The following is a 15,476-nucleotide window of genomic DNA, read 5'->3' as shown; positions in this document are numbered from 1 at the left end:
CTCATCGTTCTAGAGTTTTGCTCATGTATGAGACATCGAAAGAACTGGGCTCTCGCAGCGAGTTCGACGAGCGTGTCGTCGAGTTCGCCGACTTCGAGCCGGACATCCGCCTCGAGCAGTGGGCCGAGAAGTACCGGCTCGGCGAACTCGTGCTCGGCCCGATCTTCTGGGCTCCGATCGACTTCCTCTCCCCCGTGCACACCGTCGGCAAGGGGCGCACGAACCTCACCCTGATCCGCCCGACGATCATGCAGACCGATGCCGTGACGCCGTACGCCGGGTTCGATCGCCGCGAGTCGCCCTCACGCAACCCCGCGGTCTCCATCCACTTCGAACCCGCCGCCTACGGCATCACCGGCGTGGGCACCTACGTCTGCACTTTCTCGGTGGAGTCCGGCGCCCCGGTGACGCTGACCGCGAGCGGCTACGCGGCATCCGGAACGGTCGTCGGCGCAGGACCCAGGAGCGTGAACGGAAAGCAGACCGTGAGCCTCACCCTGAAGAACCTGCCCGCATACGGCGGCTGGGCCGCCATCGAACAGACGGCGGGCGAGTCGTGGGCCTGGTACACGACCCGCATCACCTATCCCCCGCTCGTGTTCGAGCAGACCGGGTGAGCTCCGGGTCGGCGTCGCGGCCCGGCTCGCGGCCCGACTTGCGCGATCCGTGAAAGTTCGCGTCAGGACGCGACCGGACTTTCACTCGCTTCCGCGTCGTTCCGCAAGAACTCGACTTTTCATCGACATTCCCTCGCACGACCTTGTGGCCCGGTTCGACCGCGCCGTACAGTCGGCTCACCCGGCGGGCACCTCGCCCGCCCCGGTGCCCGATGACGCGCACCCACCACGAGGAGACGAGTCGACGATGACGCGCAGCACGATCCCCTTCCCACCGTTGCGGCGCGCCTCGCGATCCGCACGCCTCGCGATCATCCTCACCGGCGTGCTGACGCTCGGCGCGGTCGCAGGCGGGCCCCTCGCAGCGACTGCCGCGCCGAACACGTCGCCGACGCCGGTCGTGACGCGCGCGGCGCTCGACCCGGCGCTCGTCGAGGGTCGAGGAGCATCCGTCGCGTTCCTCGAACAGGAGGCGGAGTCGGCGACCCACAACGGCACGGTCATCGGGCCGGGTCGGGCCGCGTACACCCTGCCGGCAGAGGCCTCGGGACGGAGTGCGGTGCAGCTCGCACCGGGTCAGTACGTCGAGTTCACGCTCCCGGCGGCCGCGAATGCCGTCACCGTGCGCTACAGCATCCCCGACGCACCGAACGGCGGCGGCATCCGGGCTCCACTCGACATCACCGTCAACGGCGGCCACAAGCGCACCATGACCCTCACTTCCGAGTACGCATGGCTGTACAACCAGTACCCGTTCACGAACGACCCGAACGCCGGCCTCCTGCATCCCGACTGGTGGATCACCGAGTGCGGCTGCGTGCCCGGCGACGGATTCGAGGTCGCGAAGCCGTTCCGTCCGATGCACTTCTACGACGAGCAGCGGATGCATCTCGGCAAGACCTACCGCGCGGGCGACGTCATCCGACTCACCGCTCCCGCAGGCACCAACGCCGCGTCGACGACGATCGACCTCATCGACACCGAGCAGGTCGCGCGGCCGCACGTGCGCGTGAAGGCGGCGAACGTACTGCTGTTCGGCGCGGACCCGTTCGGTCGTCGCGATTCCGCGAAGGCGTTCGATCGCGCGATCGCGTTCGCACAGAAGCACGACCTGCCCGTCTACGTGCCGCCGGGCACGTTCCGTGTCGAGCGGCACATCATCGTCGACGACGTCACGATCGAGGGGGCCGGTAGCTGGTACACGACGATCACGGGCCGGGAGGTCGCGCTCGCCGAGCCGGCACCCGACGGCTCCGTGCACACCGGTGTCGGCTTCTACGGCAAGGATGCCGCGGCAGGCGGCAGCTCCAACGTGCACCTCTCCGGCTTCGCCATCGAGGGCGACGTGCGCGAGCGCATCGACACCGACCAGGTGAACGGCATCGGCGGCGCGATGAGCGACTCCACGATCGAGGGGCTCTACATCCGGCACACGAAGGTCGGCATGTGGTTCGACGGGCCGATGAACGGCCTCACCGTGAAGGACAACATCATCGTCGACCAGATCGCCGACGCGCTGAACTTCCACACCGGGGTGACGGACTCGACCGTGACGAACAACTTCGTCCGCAACACGGGAGACGACGGCCTCGCCATGTGGTCGGAGAATTCCGGGAACAGCGGCAACACCTTCGATCGCAACACCGTGCAGACGCCGACCCTCGCCAACGGCATCGCCATCTACGGCGGCACCGACAACACCGTGTCGAACAACCTCGTCGCGGATCCGATCCGCGAGGGCAGCGGCATCCACATCGGCTCGCGCTTCGGCGCCGAGGCGTTCACCGGTCATCTGTGGATCACCGACAACACCACCGTGCGAGCCGGAACGTACGAGCTGAACTGGAACATCGGACTCGGAGCCATCTGGCTCTACGCGCTCGACCAGTCGATCGAAGCCGACATCCAGGTGGTGGGCAATCACTTCCTCGACAGCACCTACAACGCGATCATGCTCGTCGCCGACTGGCCGGTGAAGGATCTCTACCGGATCGACGGCGTGCACTTCGCCGACACTCGAATCGACGGCACCGGCACGTCGGTGCTGAGCGCCAGGGTGGCGGGCTCTGCGAGCTTCGAGAACGTCGATGCCCGCAACGTGGGCGCCGTCGGGGTGAACAACTGCGGGTCGTTCAACTTCCCATCCACCGGTTCCGAATTCTCGATCGTCGACCTCGGCGGGAACGACTCGAGCGGAGTGAACACCACGGGCCCCTGGCTCGCTCCGTGGGAACTGCCGAACACGATCACGTGCGACGACCGCCCTCCCGTGGTCGCACCGCCGGCGCCGTCGCCGTGGTGACCTTCGGGACGTGAAGCTGACGTCTGCCCGGCCCGGTGTGCTCCACCGGGCCGGGTACTTCGTTCGCCGGCGAAGCCCGGCGGGCACGAAAAAAGCCCCCGGCGAACCGGGGGCTTCTGTGTGGGCGATACTGGGATCGAACCAGTGACCTCTTCCGTGTCAGGGAAGCGCGCTACCGCTGCGCCAATCGCCCAAGTCGAGAATGGAAGTTCTCAGCTTGGAGGTGGATACGGGATTCGAACCCGTGTATACGGCTTTGCAGGCCGCTGCCTCGCCTCTCGGCCAATCCACCGTGTCTGGGTTCACCACCAAAAGAACAGGAATGGGGCTTTCGCCCCATCCTGATCAGAGCGGATGACGAGATTCGAACTCGCGACCCTCACCTTGGCAAGGTGATGCGCTACCACTGCGCCACATCCGCGTTGCTCGCATTTCTGCGTGCATGAAGACTCTAACTGATTCCCTGAACGATTCACAAACTGACGGGGTCGGGCAGCGGATTCGCGCTGATCACGGGCCGAATCCGCCCCCGCATCCCGGGCGTGTCGAGGGGGTTCGGGGCTCCCACGGGCGCTCTCCGACCGACCCGCGTTCGCTCGATGTGCATTCACCCCGTGCGGTCGGCTAGTATCGAGTCCGCGGTCACCTCGTGTGACTCGCGAATCCCACATGGGCGATTGGCGCAGCTGGTAGCGCGCTTCCTTCACACGGAAGAGGTCGTCGGTTCGAGCCCGGCATCGCCCACGAAAGCCCCCTCTCCACAGGGGGCTTTCTTCGTTTCCAGGAACGTCACCGGTCACGGGGTCAACCCGTTGTGGCCACTCCCGCCGCCGACTACCGTGTGCCGTGTGCCGTGTCCACGCGTCGAGGCGAGGGGGAACCATGTCAGGCGAAGTGTCGTTCATCGAGTTCGGGTCTGCGGATGCCATGACGGCACGCAGCTTCTACGGCAAGCTCTTCGGCTGGTCGTTCGAATCGGGGCCGGGCGGCGACGGATACGCCGTCTCCGGGGCCGGCGTCCCCGCGGGCGTCCACGGCGGCGACCCGGGCGCCGCGCCCTATGTCTTCTTCAGGGTCGAGGACCTCGATGCGGCGGTCGCCGTCGTCGAACGACTCGGGGGCACGATCGATTCCCTCCCCGGCGGTGACGACGAGGAGACGGCAGCCACGTTCGGCGAGTTCCGCCTCTGCCGTGACGACCAGGGTTCGCCGTTCGGGCTGCACCGACCGCCACGCGCCTGAGACGAGCGCCGCCGAGTACCGACGGGCACTCGGCGCGAGCGCGTTCGCGAACGCGTCAGCGCCAGCCGTACCGCGCGTCGAGCGCGGCAGCCACGCGGCCGTAGCGCTCGGCGTCGAGCGACGCCGCCTCGCGGCGCATGCCGCCCGCGCGCACTCGGAAGACCCGGTCGAGTCGCGCCCAGCTCGGCCGCCCCTCGCCGTCCCACGCCCCGGAGCCGAGCGACACGAAGTCGCGATCGCCGTCGTGCGCCTTGCTGGTCAGCTGCACCGCCAGGTAGTCACCGGCACCGGATGCCGCGACCACGACGACCGGCCGATCCTTGCCGCGCCCGTCGTTCTCCTCGTACGGCACCCAGGTCCATACGACCTCGCCCGGATCGGGCTCGCCGTCGCGCGACGGCGCGTAACCCAGCTCGACGCCGCGCAACCGCCGCGGGTCGACCTCGATCGTGGCGGACTCCCCCGCCCGCCCCGGAGACAGCGTGTCGGTCGAGGTCGACGACCGCTCGCGGGCATCCGCTGTTCGCGCCGTACCCCCCGCCTGGGCGCCTGACTGGCCGACCGACGACCTCGAGGCCCCCGACCCGAGCAGCGCCCCGACGACACGGACGAGGGCGGTGAGGAAGCGATTGGTGTCTGACACACCGGCACACTACCCCACCGCCCTCGCGGTGATCCGTCAGGCTCAGACGGTCTCGAGCTTGTACGCGTCCTCGCCGTGGAGCACGGTGTCGACGCCCGCGATCTCGTCTTCATTCGTCACTCGGAAGCCCATCGTCTTGTCGACGATGAAGCCGATGACGAAGGCGAGCACGAACGAGTAGGCGAGCACCGTGAAGGCCGCGATCGCCTGCACCATCAGCTGCGTGGGGTCGCCGCTGTAGATGAGGCCGGTGCCGTTGGCGAAGAAGCCGAGGTACAGCGTTCCGATGAGGCCGCCGACGAGGTGGATGCCCACGACGTCGAGCGAGTCGTCAAAGCCGAACTTGAACTTCAGGTCGATGGCGAGAGCGCAGACCGCGCCCGCGATGAGGCCGAGCACGATCGCCCAGCCGGGCGTGAGCGACGCGCACGCCGGAGTGATCGCCACGAGACCGGCCACTGCACCGGATGCCGCGCCCACCGACGTGGGCTTGCCGTCCTTGATCTTCTCGACCAGGAGCCAGGCGAGCAGTGCAGCCGCCGGAGCTGCGAGCGTGTTGACCCAGGCGAGGGCGGCCGTGCCGTCGGCGGCGAGCTCAGAGCCGGAGTTGAAGCCGAACCAGCCGAACCAGAGGAGCCCGGCGCCGAGGAGCACGAACGGCGGGTTGTGCGGAACGTGGGCGCCCTTCGAGAAGCCGACGCGCTTGCCGAGCACGAGCGCCAGGGCGAGGGCTGCTGCACCGGCGTTGATGTGCACCGCGGTGCCGCCGGCGAAGTCGATGACGCCGACACCGAAGGCCTCCTGCATGCCGAACGTGGTCCAGCCGCCGTAGGCGAACGAGCCGTCGTCGGCGAGGCCGAAGTTGAAGACCCAGCTGGCGACCGGGAAGTAGACGATCGTCGCCCAGATCGCGGCGAAGACCATCCACGCGCCGAACTTGGCGCGGTCGGCGATCGCTCCGGAGATGAGCGCGACCGTGATGATCGCGAAGGTGGCCTGGAAGGCCACGAACGCGAGCGGCGGGTATGCGGCGCCCTCGGGCGTCTCGAGCAGGCTCGTCAGGCCGATCGCCGACCAGTCGATGGACCACGGGGCGACGAGCCCCTCGGCACCGGGGAACGCGATCGCGTAGCCGTACAGCACCCACAGGACGCCGATGAGGCCGATCGCACCGAAGCTCATCATCATCATGCTGATGACGCTCTTCGCCTTGACGAGTCCGCCGTAGAAGAACGCGAGTCCGGGGGTCATGAGCAGCACCAGGGCCGCCATGATCAACAGGAACGCGGTGTTGCCTTGATCCATCTCGAACCTCTCTCAGGAATACAGGCGGGGGAACCTGTGTCGCCAAGTTTCACGAGAGGACGTTTCGAGCGGGACCGTCTACTGTTTCGCGTCTGTTACGTGCGGAGGCCGCAGGTAAACAGCACGTTTCGCAGCGCCGGTGAAGCGATGTGAATCACGCGCGCGCGGGAACGCGCGAGCGCGAACCTGCGCCGCGTTCAGTCGTGCGGCGGGAGCTCACCGGTCGTGAGCGCGATCATGCGCGACATCGCCCGGAGGTACTTCTTGCGATAGCCGCCCGACATCATGTCGGCGGCGAAGACCTCGTCGAGCGGCAGGCCGCTCGCGATGATCGGCACCTCGGCGTCGTAGACGCGGTCGATGAAGGCGACGAGCCGCAGCGCCGCGTTCTGGTCGGTGAGCTCGTGCACGCCCTCGAGGGCGATGAACTCGAGCCCCGTGACGAGCTTGACGTACTTCGAGGGGTGCACGGTCGCGAGGTGCGCGATGAGATCGTCGAAGCCGTCGAGGGAGACGCGGTGACCGCGTTCGGCGAGGGCTGCCGCCGTGCGCGCGACATCGGCGTCGCCCGCGAGGGATTCGGCGTGACCCTCGGTGTCGCGGCGACGGTAGTCGAGCCCGTCGATGCGGAGGGTCTCGAAGTTCGATGAGAGCGCGTGGATCTCGCGGAGGAAGTCGGAGGCGGCGAACCGGCCCTCGCCGAGCGCGTTCGGCGGTGTGTTGGATGTCGCGGCGACCCGGGTGCCGCCCGCCATGAGCTCACCGAGGAACCGCGTCATGAGCATCGTGTCGCCCGGGTCGTCGAGCTCGAACTCGTCGATGCAGACGAGCTTCGCGCCCCGCAGCAGCTCGACGGCGGGCTGGTAGCCGAGGGCGCCGACGAGGGCCGTGTACTCGATGAAGGTGCCGAAGTACTTCGGGCCGTGCGCGACGTGCCAGAGCGCGGCGAGCAGGTGGGTCTTGCCGACGCCGAACCCGCCGTCGAGGTAGACGCCCGGCAGTTCGATGCGCGCAGGGCGCTTGCGGGAGAAGAATCCCCCGGGGCGCTGCGCCGCACGCCAGGCGCCGGCGAACTCCTTCAGTCGGTCGAGCGCGGCCTGCTGCGACGGGAAGTCGGGGTCGGGCCGGTACGACTCGAACGACGCGTGCTCGAACTGCGGCGGCGGGGAGAGCTCGGCGGCGATCTCGGCGCCGGAGATCGACGGGTTCCTCTCGACGAGACGGATGAGTGGCTGGCTCGATGCCGTGGTCATGCTGGAGGAGCTCCCGGTGTGCATCTGTTGCATCGGATGACAGGGCTTGTGACTTCGCCCCGTACGCCGCGTAGATTCGTGGTGGACAGGTGATCAGCCTAGTCCGCTCCCCCGAACACCCCGCCCGACCAGGCGATCCCAGGAGGTACCCCATGTCCGCCGAGTTCGACGCCGCAGCGAAGCTTGCCGAGTACGCGCACCCCGAGCGTCTCGTCACCACCGAATGGCTCGCCGAGCACCTCGGCGAACCGGGGCTGGTCGTCGTCGAATCCGATGAGGACGTGCTGCTCTACGAGACCGGGCACATCCCGGGCGCCGTCAAGATCGACTGGCACCTCGACCTCAACGACCCCGTCGTGCGCGACTACGTCGACGGCGAGCAGTTCGCTGCCCTCGCCGGTTCGAAGGGCATCGCCCGCGACACGACCGTCGTGATCTACGGCGACAAGAACAACTGGTGGGCCGCCTACGCCCTCTGGGTCTTCACCCTCTTCGGCCACGAGGACGTGCGCCTCCTCGACGGCGGCCGCGACCTCTGGATCGCCGAGGGCCGCGAGCTCACGACGGCGGCTCCCGAGGTGACGCCCGTCGAGTACCCCGTCGTCGAGCGCGACGACAGCGTCGTCCGCGCGTACAAGGACGACGTGCTGGCCCACTTCGGCAATCCGCTCGTCGACGTGCGTTCCCCCGAGGAGTACAGCGGAGAGCGCACGACCGCCCCCGCCTACCCCGAGGAGGGCGCCCTCCGCGCCGGTCACATCCCGACCGCGGCATCCGTGCCCTGGGCGCGTGCCGCCGCCTCCGACGGCACCTTCAAGTCGCGCGCTGAGCTCGACGCGATCTACCGCGACGAGGTCGGCCTCGCCGACGGCGACGACATCATCGCGTACTGCCGCATCGGCGAACGCTCGAGCCACACGTGGTTCGTGCTGAACCACCTGCTCGGCTTCGAGAAGGTGCGCAACTACGACGGCTCGTGGACCGAGTGGGGCAGCGCCGTGCGCGTGCCGATCGTCACCGGCGACGCCCGCGGCGAGGCGCCCACCCGCTGACGCCACGACGGGCGGGGTCGCCGAACGGCATGGGAGAATGGATCCCGATGAACGCGACAACCCTGCCCGCACGACTCGCCGAGACCCGCGACGACTTCCTCGCCCTCGGCGTGCGCGACCGCCTGCAACTGCTGCTCGAGTTCTCGAACGAACTGCCCGAGCTGCCCGAGCGCTATGCCGACCACCCCGACCTGTTCGAGCGCGTCGAGGAGTGCCAGTCACCGGTGTTCATCTTCGTCGAGGTCGAAGGCGGCCGGGTCCACCTGCACGCCACGGCACCCGCCGAGTCGCCGACCACTCGCGGCTTCGCCTCGATCCTCGTGCAGGGGCTCGACGGGCTGACCGCCGACGAGGTGCTCGACGTACCCGCCGACTACCCGCAGTCGCTCGGTCTCGGCGAGGCCGTCTCCCCGCTCCGCGTTCGAGGCATGACCGGCATGCTCGGCCGCATCAAGCGGCAGGTCCGCGAGCGCATCGCCGCTTAAGACGGCCGCGCGCCGATCGATCGACGTCGACCGACCTCAACCGACGATCTCGGCCTCATCGCCGAGCTGGGCCGCACTCTCGTTGCGGCGTTCGAGCCAGGACCGCACGAGGCTCGTCCACCGCTCGGGCTCGGCGTTCCAGAGCTTCGTGTGGCGCGCCCCCTCGAACACCTCGAACTCGATGAGGTCGGGCCTCGCTCCCGCGAAGCGGCGCGACCCGTCGATCGGCACGAAGCCGTCGTCGACGCTGTGCATGAGCAGCATTGGCACGTCGAACTCGTCGGCCCGCGCGATCGGATCGAGCTCCTCGACGTCGATGGGCGCGCCGATGCCCGTGAGTCCGCTGCCGAACGGCCCCCCGAGCACACGCACGACGAGGTCGCCCAGCTCGGGCGGCAGATTGTTCAACTGCCCCTGGAAGCGGAGGATGTCGGCCCAGTCGATCGCGGGCGAGTCGAGGATCACGCCGACGAGTCGTTCGCGCACCTCTTCGGACCGCAGCACGGCCTGCAGCGAGATGGCGCCGCCCATCGACCAGCCCATGAGCACGATCTCCTCGGCGCCGTGCTCGACGGCGAACCGGGTGGCGGCGACCACGTCGGCCCACTCGGTGCCGCCGAGGCCGTACTTGCGGTCTTCGCTCTCGGGCGCCTCGCCGTCGTTGCGGTACGACACGAGGAGGGAGTTCCAGCCGGCGTCGTATGCGGGCGGGACCGCGCGCAGGGCCTCTGGCCGTTTCGCCCCACGGCCGTGCACCTGGATCACCCATCGCGCCGAGTCATCCGCCGCCATGACGAGCCAGGCCGGTGCCGGGCCGAGCTCGGTCTCGACGACGACGTTCTCGTAGGGCATCTCGAGCTCCCACGGGCCGAGGTGGTACCAGCCGTTGACGCGACCGCGGGTCGCCCGGTCGAGTCGACCGAAGTCGACGGACTCGATGCCGCGCCGCACCTCGCGGCCGCCGTCGTCGATGACGTCGCCGATCCTGGCATGACCGGCGTCGTGGTCGAACCAGAGCCCGTAGCGGCCGCGCATGCGCGTCTCCTCCGAGCCGAGCAGTGTGATCTCGCCCGCCGCGAGATCGACGCGCGTGATGCGCACGTCTTCCTCGCGCTTCTCGGGCGGCGTCACCACCTTCCGGGCGAAGAACACCGCGGTGGCCGCGGTCGCCGCCCCGATCGTCACGGCGATGAGCCCCACGGCGCCGGCCGCGATCGCCATCGTGGCACCTGCACCGCGCTTTCGACGCATCGTTTCCTCTCGAAGCAGTCACCGTGTGCCGGTGGCGCGGCGTGCCGCCGACGTCCCCCGTATCCGAGACTCTAGTCTGCACTCGTGCCCGACTCAGCGCCTCCGCTTCCACCCGAGTTCGAGGCCGCCCTCGCATCGCTGAGGGCCGCCTCCCCCAGAACGGAGCTGCGCATCTCGGAGATTCCGGCTCCGGGATCCCTCGCGCCGAACGCGGTCGCGCTCTCGGCCGACGTCTCACCGAGCCGCCACGACGACTCCGAACTCGGCACCGGCCGATTCGTGCTGCTGCACGACGAGAGCGAGCCCGAGGCATGGGGCGGCCGCTTCCGCATCGTCTGCTTCGCGCAGGCCCCCCTCGAGACCGACATCGGCCTCGACCCGTTCCTCGCCGACGTCGCCTGGTCGTGGCTCGTCGACGCCCTCGACGCTCGCGGCGCGCGCTACATCGCCGCATCTGGTACTGCCACGAAGATCCTCTCCACCGGCTTCGGGGAGCTCGCCCGCCAGGGCGATGGCGCGCAGATCGAACTGCGAGCGTCATGGACCCCCCTCGATTCGGCCATCGGCCCGCATGTGGAAGGCTGGGCTGAGTTGTTGTGCATGCTCGCAGGACTGCCGCCCCGATCAGAAGGGGTGACTCCCCTGCCCCGTCGGAGGACGAACCGTGGATGAATTCCAGGTGATCGAGACCCCCGCCGCCTTCGATGAGGCGGTGAGGCGGCTTCTCGACGGCGAGGGGCCGATCGCAGTCGACGCCGAACGGGCGAGCGGTTTCCGCTACTCGCAGCGGGCCTATCTGATCCAGATGTTCCGGCGCGGCTCGGGGACCTTCCTCTTCGATCCGCCGCAGATCCCCGACTTCTCGGCACTCCAGAACGCGATCGGTTCCGAGGAGTGGGTGCTGCACGCGGCGAGCCAGGACCTGGCGTGCCTCCGCGAGGTCGGCCTCGACCCCGAGCGCATCTTCGACACCGAACTCGCCGCGCGCCTCCTCGGCATGCCGCGCGTCGGTCTGGCGTCGGTCGTCGAGGAGCTCCTCGACATCAAGCTCGCCAAGGAGCACTCGGCCTCCGACTGGTCGACGCGTCCCCTGCCGCAGTCCTGGCTGAAGTACGCGGCACTCGACGTTGAACTCCTCGTCGACGTGCGCGAGCGACTCGGCGCGCGCCTCGAGGAGGACGACAAGGCCGAGCTCGCGGCAGAGGAGTTCGACGCCGTGCTGCACCGCGCCGCGAAGCCGCCGGCGGCCGAGCCGTGGCGCCGTCTCTCCGGCATCCACGCCATGCGGAGCCCTCGCAACCTCGCCGTGGCCCGGGAGCTCTGGCTGTCGCGCGACGAGCTCGCGACCGAGCTCGACGTCGCGCCCGGTCGCCTGGTTCCGGATGCCTCGCTCCTCGCCGTCGCCCGTACGCTGCCGTCGACCCGGCGCGCCCTCGCCGACCTCCGCGAGTTCAACGGCCGCGCGAGCCGCACCGAGCTCGACCGCTGGTGGGGCGCCGTCGAGCGCGGGCTCGCGACGACCGACCTCCCGCAGGTGCGGGTGCCGAGCGACGCGCCTCCCCCGCCGCGTGCGTGGGCCGCCAGGCACCCCGAGGCCGATGCGCGCCTCCGGCTCGCGAAGGCGGCGGTGACCGAGGTCGCCGAGCAGATGAACATGCCCGTCGAGAACCTCCTCACCCCCGACCACCTGCGCCGTGTGGCATGGACGCCTCCTGCAGACGCCACGGCCGACGCGATCGGCGAGGCACTGCTGAAGCTCGGGGCTCGCCGGTGGCAGGTTGCCGCAACCTCACAGAGAATCGCCGATGCATTTGTCGAGGCGGCACAATCGGTCGAGGACGCCACCTCCGACGCTTCGTAGATTCCGTCAAGCGATTCAGCGCCCCCTCAGCGGCGTTCGTAGGATCGAAGCATCCTGACCGAAAGTGAGCTGCAGCGTGGCTGATCAAGCTGAAGTCGTATTCGTCGACGGGGTCCGCACCCCGTTCGGCAAGGCCGGCGACAAGGGAATGTACTGGAACACCCGTGCCGATGACCTCGTCGTGAAGGCGATCGTCGGACTCCTCGAGCGCAACCCGAACATCCCGAAGGACCGCATCGACGACGTCGCCATCGCCGCGACGACCCAGACCGGCGACCAGGGCCTGACCCTCGGCCGCACGGCCGCGATCCTCGCCGGACTCCCGAAGACCGTGCCGGGCTTCTCGATCGACCGCATGTGCGCGGGCGCCATGACGGCCGCCGCGATGATGTCGGGCTCGATCGGCTTCGGCATGTACGACATCGCCATCGCCGGCGGCGTCGAGCACATGGGCCACCACCCCATGGGCTCGGGCGTCGACCCCAACCCGCGATTCCTCAGCGAGCGCCTCGTCGGCGAAGACGCCCTCGTCATGGGCGCGACCGCCGAGCGCATCCACGACCGGTTCCCGCAGCTCACGAAGGAGCGCAGCGACCGCTTCGCCCTCGCGAGCCAGCAGAAGACGGCGGCGGCGTACGCCGCGGGCAAGATCCAGCAGGACCTGGTGCCGGTCGCCATCCGCACGGAGCAGGGCTGGGGCCTCGCGACGCGTGACGAGGTCATGCGCCCCGAGACGACGCTCGAGGGCCTGGCCGCCCTGAAGACGCCGTTCCGCCCGCACGGCCGCATCACGGCCGGAAACGCCTCGGGCCTGAACGACGGCGCGACCGCCGCGATCCTCGCCTCCGGCGCCGCCGCGAAGGAGTTCGGCCTCTCGCCGAAGATGAAGCTCGTCAGCTACGCCTTCGCGGGCGTCGACCCCGAGATCATGGGCATCGGCCCGATCCCTGCCACCGAGAAGGCGCTCCGCAAGGCCGGCCTCTCGATCGACGACATCGGCATCTTCGAGATGAACGAGGCGTTCGCCGTGCAGGTGCTCTCGTTCATGGACCACTACGGCATCGCCGACGACGACGCCCGCGTCAACCCGTGGGGCGGCGCGATCGCCGTCGGCCACCCCCTCGCCTCCTCGGGCGTGCGCCTCATGAACCAGCTCGCGAGCCAGTTCACCGAGCGCCCCGACGTGCGCTACGGCATCACGAGCATGTGCGTCGGCCTCGGCCAGGGCGGAACCATGGTCTGGGAGAACCCGAACTACGACAAGAAGGCGAAGAAGGCCTGATGACCGACTACACGAAGATCGACTTCGACTCGCTCGCCGCCCTGTCCGACGACGAGGTCGTCACGCACTCGTTCGTGCGCGATGTGCCGATCTCGGGTGGCAAGACGCTCGCCCTCGTCACGCTCGACAACGGCCGCGACCACACCCGACCGAACACGCTCGGTCCGGTGTCACTGCTCGAGTACGCGACGACCCTCGACGAGTTGAAGGCGCGCGCCGCGGCCGGCGAGATCCACGCCGTGGCGATCACGGGCAAGCCGTTCATCCTCGCTGCGGGCGCCGACCTGTCCAAGGTCGCCGAGATCCCCGACCGCGACACCGCTCGCAAGCTGGGCCAGCTCGGCCACTTCGCGCTCGGCAAGGCCTCCGAACTCGGTGTGCCCTCGTTCGTGTTCATCAACGGCCTGGCACTCGGCGGCGGCCTCGAGATCGCGCTCAACGCCGACTACCGCACGGTGGATGCCTCGGTGCCCGCCGTCGCCCTTCCCGAGGTCTTCCTCGGCCTCATCCCCGGTTGGGGCGGCGCCTACCTGCTGCCGAACCTCATCGGCATCGAGAACGCCCTCAAGGTCGTCATCGAGAACCCGCTGAAGCAGAACCGCACGATGAAGGCCGACGACGTGATGGAGCTCGGCATCGCCGACGCGAAGTTCGACTCGGTCGCGTTCCTCGAGGACTCGATCAAGTGGGCCGACGGCGTCGTCTCGGGCCGCATCAAGGTGAAGCGTCCGAACGAGCCCGGCAAGGTCGAGCGCCTCGTCAAGTGGGACGCCGCGATCGCCATCGCCACGAAGCTGCTGAAGAGCCGCATCGGCTCGGTTCCGAAGTCGCCGTACGCGGCGCTCGAGCTCATGAAGGCCGCCAAGAGCGGCACGAAGGCCGAGGGCTTCGAACGTGAAGACGAGGTGCTCTCCGAGCTCATCGTCGGCGACCAGCTCCAGGCCTCGATCTACGCCTTCAACCTCGTGCAGAAGCGGGCCAAGCGCCCCGCCGGCGCTCCCGACAAGGCGATCGCGAAGAAGGTCACGAAGGTCGGCGTGCTCGGCGCCGGGTACATGGCGAGCCAGCTCGCCCTGCTCTTCGTGCGCCGCCTGCGGGTGCCGGTGGTCATCACCGACATCGACCAGGCACGCGTCGACAAGGGCGTGGCCTACATCGGCGAGGAGATCGACAAGCTCCTCGAGAAGGGCCGCATCTCCCCCGATGAGGCGAACCGCCTGAAGGCGCTCGTCACCGGCACCACCGACAAGGCCGACTTCGCCGACTGCGACTGGGTCATCGAGGCGGTCTTCGAGGAGCTCGAGATCAAGCAGAACGTCTTCGCCGAGGTGGAGCAGTTCATCTCGCCCGAGGCCGTGCTCGCGACGAACACGTCTTCGCTGTCGGTCGAGCAGATCGGCGCGAAGCTCGCACACCCCGAGCGCCTGGTGGGCTTCCACTTCTTCACTCCCGTCGCGGTCATGCCGCTGATCGAGGTCGTGAAGACGCCGCACACCGACGAGGCGACGCTGTCGACCGCCATGGTGACGGCGAAGAACCTGCGCAAGAACGCCGTCATCACGGCCGACACCCCCGGCTTCGTCGTCAACCGGCTCCTCGCCGTGCTGCTCGGCGAGGCGATGCGGGCGGTCGACGAGGGCACCTCGTTCCAGACCGTCGACGAGGCGATCGCTCCGCTCGGCCTGCCGATGGCCCCGTCGGTGCTGCTCGACCTCGTGGGCCTCAAGGTCGGGGCGCACGTGCTCGACACGCACCACGCGGCGTTCCCCGAGCGGTTCTACCGCAGCGAGAACCTGCACAAGCTCGCCGACTACGGCAAGCTGCTCGACAAGGACGACAAGGGCAAGGTCAAGGGCTTCGACAAGGGCGCCCTGAAGCTCGTCGCGGGCGGCAAGAACCCGCGCTCGGCCGATGAGATCCTCGTCGCCCTGCAGGACGGCCTGGCCCGTGAGGTGCGCCTCATGCTCGACGGCGACGTGGTCGCCGCCGCAGAGGACATCGACCTCTGCATGGTGCTCGGCGCCGGCTTCCCGTTCCAGATGGGCGGCCTGACGCCGTACCTCGACCGGGTCGGCGCCTCCGAGCGCGTCTTCGGCGACACGTTCCACCACCCGACGATCACGGGTGTCGGCGCGTAGCCACGAAGCAACCTCAGCAGAAGCGGCCCCCGGCATGTGCCGGGG

At 69.0% G+C, this 15,476-nt stretch carries 13 protein-coding genes and 4 tRNA genes; 10 read left to right on the top strand and 7 right to left on the bottom strand.

Going from position 1 to position 15,476, the window contains the following annotated elements; translation table 11 throughout:
* The first annotated feature begins 23 nt into the window (after nt 1-23).
* Both ACFTQE_RS02330 and ACFTQE_RS02325 read left to right on the top strand, forming a co-directional pair.
* Nucleotides 24-617: a hypothetical protein gene (locus ACFTQE_RS02330; RefSeq protein WP_376923550.1), complete on the top strand. Its 594-nt coding sequence runs from the start codon at nt 24-26 to the stop codon at nt 615-617.
* Between the two features lie 247 nt (nt 618-864).
* Nucleotides 865-2,919 (top strand): glycosyl hydrolase family 28-related protein, encoded by a 2,055-nt coding sequence (locus ACFTQE_RS02325; RefSeq protein ID WP_376923549.1) that lies wholly within the window; start codon nt 865-867, stop codon nt 2,917-2,919.
* A 121-nt stretch (nt 2,920-3,040) separates the two neighbouring features.
* Here the strand turns inward: ACFTQE_RS02325 and ACFTQE_RS02320 are convergent.
* From ACFTQE_RS02320 to ACFTQE_RS02310, 3 genes are all read right to left on the bottom strand, one after another.
* Nucleotides 3,041-3,112: transfer RNA gene (locus tag ACFTQE_RS02320), tRNA-Val, on the bottom strand.
* 25 nt (nt 3,113-3,137) lie between these two features.
* Nucleotides 3,138-3,211: transfer RNA gene (locus ACFTQE_RS02315), tRNA-Cys, on the bottom strand.
* A gap of 57 nt (nt 3,212-3,268) precedes the next feature.
* Nucleotides 3,269-3,340 (bottom strand) — tRNA-Gly (locus tag ACFTQE_RS02310).
* A gap of 250 nt (nt 3,341-3,590) precedes the next feature.
* On the opposite strand from ACFTQE_RS02310, the gene ACFTQE_RS02305 reads away from it, so the two are divergent.
* Together ACFTQE_RS02305 and ACFTQE_RS02300 are read left to right on the top strand one after the other, a co-directional pair.
* Nucleotides 3,591-3,663, top strand: a tRNA-Val gene (locus tag ACFTQE_RS02305).
* A 138-nt stretch (nt 3,664-3,801) separates the two neighbouring features.
* Nucleotides 3,802-4,161, top strand: a complete 360-nt coding sequence (locus ACFTQE_RS02300) for a VOC family protein (protein WP_376923548.1) — start codon at nt 3,802-3,804, stop codon at nt 4,159-4,161.
* A gap of 55 nt (nt 4,162-4,216) precedes the next feature.
* On the opposite strand, the gene ACFTQE_RS02295 is transcribed toward ACFTQE_RS02300, so the two are convergent.
* The 3 genes from ACFTQE_RS02295 to zapE form a co-directional block, all read right to left on the bottom strand.
* Nucleotides 4,217-4,804, bottom strand: a complete 588-nt coding sequence (locus tag ACFTQE_RS02295) for a type II toxin-antitoxin system PemK/MazF family toxin (protein WP_376923547.1) — start codon at nt 4,802-4,804, stop codon at nt 4,217-4,219.
* Between the two features lie 42 nt (nt 4,805-4,846).
* On the bottom strand, nt 4,847-6,109 hold the full coding sequence (locus ACFTQE_RS02290) for an ammonium transporter (RefSeq protein ID WP_376923546.1): 1,263 nt from the start codon (nt 6,107-6,109) through the stop codon (nt 4,847-4,849).
* A 197-nt stretch (nt 6,110-6,306) separates the two neighbouring features.
* Entirely contained in the window at nt 6,307-7,362 is a 1,056-nt protein-coding gene (gene zapE, locus ACFTQE_RS02285) for a cell division protein ZapE (protein ID WP_375833442.1), read from the bottom strand.
* 152 nt (nt 7,363-7,514) lie between these two features.
* Between zapE and ACFTQE_RS02280 the strand changes: the two genes are divergently transcribed.
* The gene (locus ACFTQE_RS02280; protein WP_376923545.1) at nt 7,515-8,414 is read left to right on the top strand and encodes a sulfurtransferase; all 900 of its coding nucleotides are present in this window, start codon (nt 7,515-7,517) and stop codon (nt 8,412-8,414) included.
* A 47-nt stretch (nt 8,415-8,461) separates the two neighbouring features.
* Nucleotides 8,462-8,899 carry a SufE family protein gene (locus ACFTQE_RS02275; RefSeq protein ID WP_376923544.1) on the top strand — a complete coding sequence of 146 codons (438 nt, stop codon included), beginning with the start codon at nt 8,462-8,464 and terminating at the stop codon, nt 8,897-8,899.
* 36 nt (nt 8,900-8,935) lie between these two features.
* Here the strand turns inward: ACFTQE_RS02275 and ACFTQE_RS02270 are convergent, their stop codons facing one another.
* On the bottom strand, nt 8,936-10,150 hold the full coding sequence (locus ACFTQE_RS02270; protein WP_376923543.1) for an alpha/beta hydrolase family protein: 1,215 nt from the start codon (nt 10,148-10,150) through the stop codon (nt 8,936-8,938).
* Nucleotides 10,151-10,234: 84 nt separating this feature from the next.
* On the opposite strand from ACFTQE_RS02270, the gene ACFTQE_RS02265 reads away from it, so the two are divergent.
* The 4 genes from ACFTQE_RS02265 to ACFTQE_RS02250 all read left to right on the top strand — a co-directional run bounded on the left by ACFTQE_RS02265 (nt 10,235) and on the right by ACFTQE_RS02250 (nt 15,431).
* The gene (locus ACFTQE_RS02265) at nt 10,235-10,822 is read left to right on the top strand and encodes a DUF3000 domain-containing protein (RefSeq protein WP_375833453.1); all 588 of its coding nucleotides are present in this window, start codon (nt 10,235-10,237) and stop codon (nt 10,820-10,822) included.
* The gene (locus ACFTQE_RS02260; RefSeq protein ID WP_376923542.1) at nt 10,815-12,011 is read left to right on the top strand and encodes a ribonuclease D; all 1,197 of its coding nucleotides are present in this window, start codon (nt 10,815-10,817) and stop codon (nt 12,009-12,011) included. The genes ACFTQE_RS02265 and ACFTQE_RS02260 overlap by 8 nt, the downstream gene beginning before the upstream one ends.
* Before the next feature lie 76 nt (nt 12,012-12,087).
* Complete coding sequence (locus ACFTQE_RS02255; protein WP_376923541.1) at nt 12,088-13,293, top strand: thiolase family protein; 1,206 nt, start codon at nt 12,088-12,090, stop codon at nt 13,291-13,293.
* Entirely contained in the window at nt 13,293-15,431 is a 2,139-nt protein-coding gene (locus ACFTQE_RS02250; RefSeq protein WP_376923540.1) for a 3-hydroxyacyl-CoA dehydrogenase NAD-binding domain-containing protein, read from the top strand. The genes ACFTQE_RS02255 and ACFTQE_RS02250 overlap by 1 nt, the downstream gene beginning before the upstream one ends.
* The last annotated feature ends 45 nt before the right edge of the window (nt 15,432-15,476 follow it).

This window comes from Agromyces sp. NPDC056965, assembly GCF_042673425.1.
Lineage (GTDB): Bacteria > Actinomycetota > Actinomycetes > Actinomycetales > Microbacteriaceae > Agromyces.
The sequence above is the reverse complement of the archived record's forward strand: the minus strand, read 5'-3'. Positions and strand labels throughout refer to the sequence as shown.

Bases quoted from the DNA above. Each gene is read 5' to 3' on its own strand.
- ACFTQE_RS02330 (WP_376923550.1), top strand. From the start codon at position 24: ATGTATGAGACATCGAAAGAACTGGGCTCTCGCAGCGAGTTCGACGAG.
- ACFTQE_RS02325 (WP_376923549.1), top strand. From the start codon at position 865: ATGACGCGCAGCACGATCCCCTTCCCACCGTTGCGGCGCGCCTCGCGA.
- ACFTQE_RS02300 (WP_376923548.1), top strand. From the start codon at position 3,802: ATGTCAGGCGAAGTGTCGTTCATCGAGTTCGGGTCTGCGGATGCCATG.
- ACFTQE_RS02290 (WP_376923546.1), bottom strand. From the start codon at position 6,109: ATGGATCAAGGCAACACCGCGTTCCTGTTGATCATGGCGGCCCTGGTG.
- zapE (WP_375833442.1), bottom strand. From the start codon at position 7,362: ATGACCACGGCATCGAGCCAGCCACTCATCCGTCTCGTCGAGAGGAAC.
- ACFTQE_RS02280 (WP_376923545.1), top strand. From the start codon at position 7,515: ATGTCCGCCGAGTTCGACGCCGCAGCGAAGCTTGCCGAGTACGCGCAC.
- ACFTQE_RS02275 (WP_376923544.1), top strand. From the start codon at position 8,462: ATGAACGCGACAACCCTGCCCGCACGACTCGCCGAGACCCGCGACGAC.
- ACFTQE_RS02270 (WP_376923543.1), bottom strand. From the start codon at position 10,150: ATGCGTCGAAAGCGCGGTGCAGGTGCCACGATGGCGATCGCGGCCGGC.
- ACFTQE_RS02250 (WP_376923540.1), top strand. From the start codon at position 13,293: ATGACCGACTACACGAAGATCGACTTCGACTCGCTCGCCGCCCTGTCC.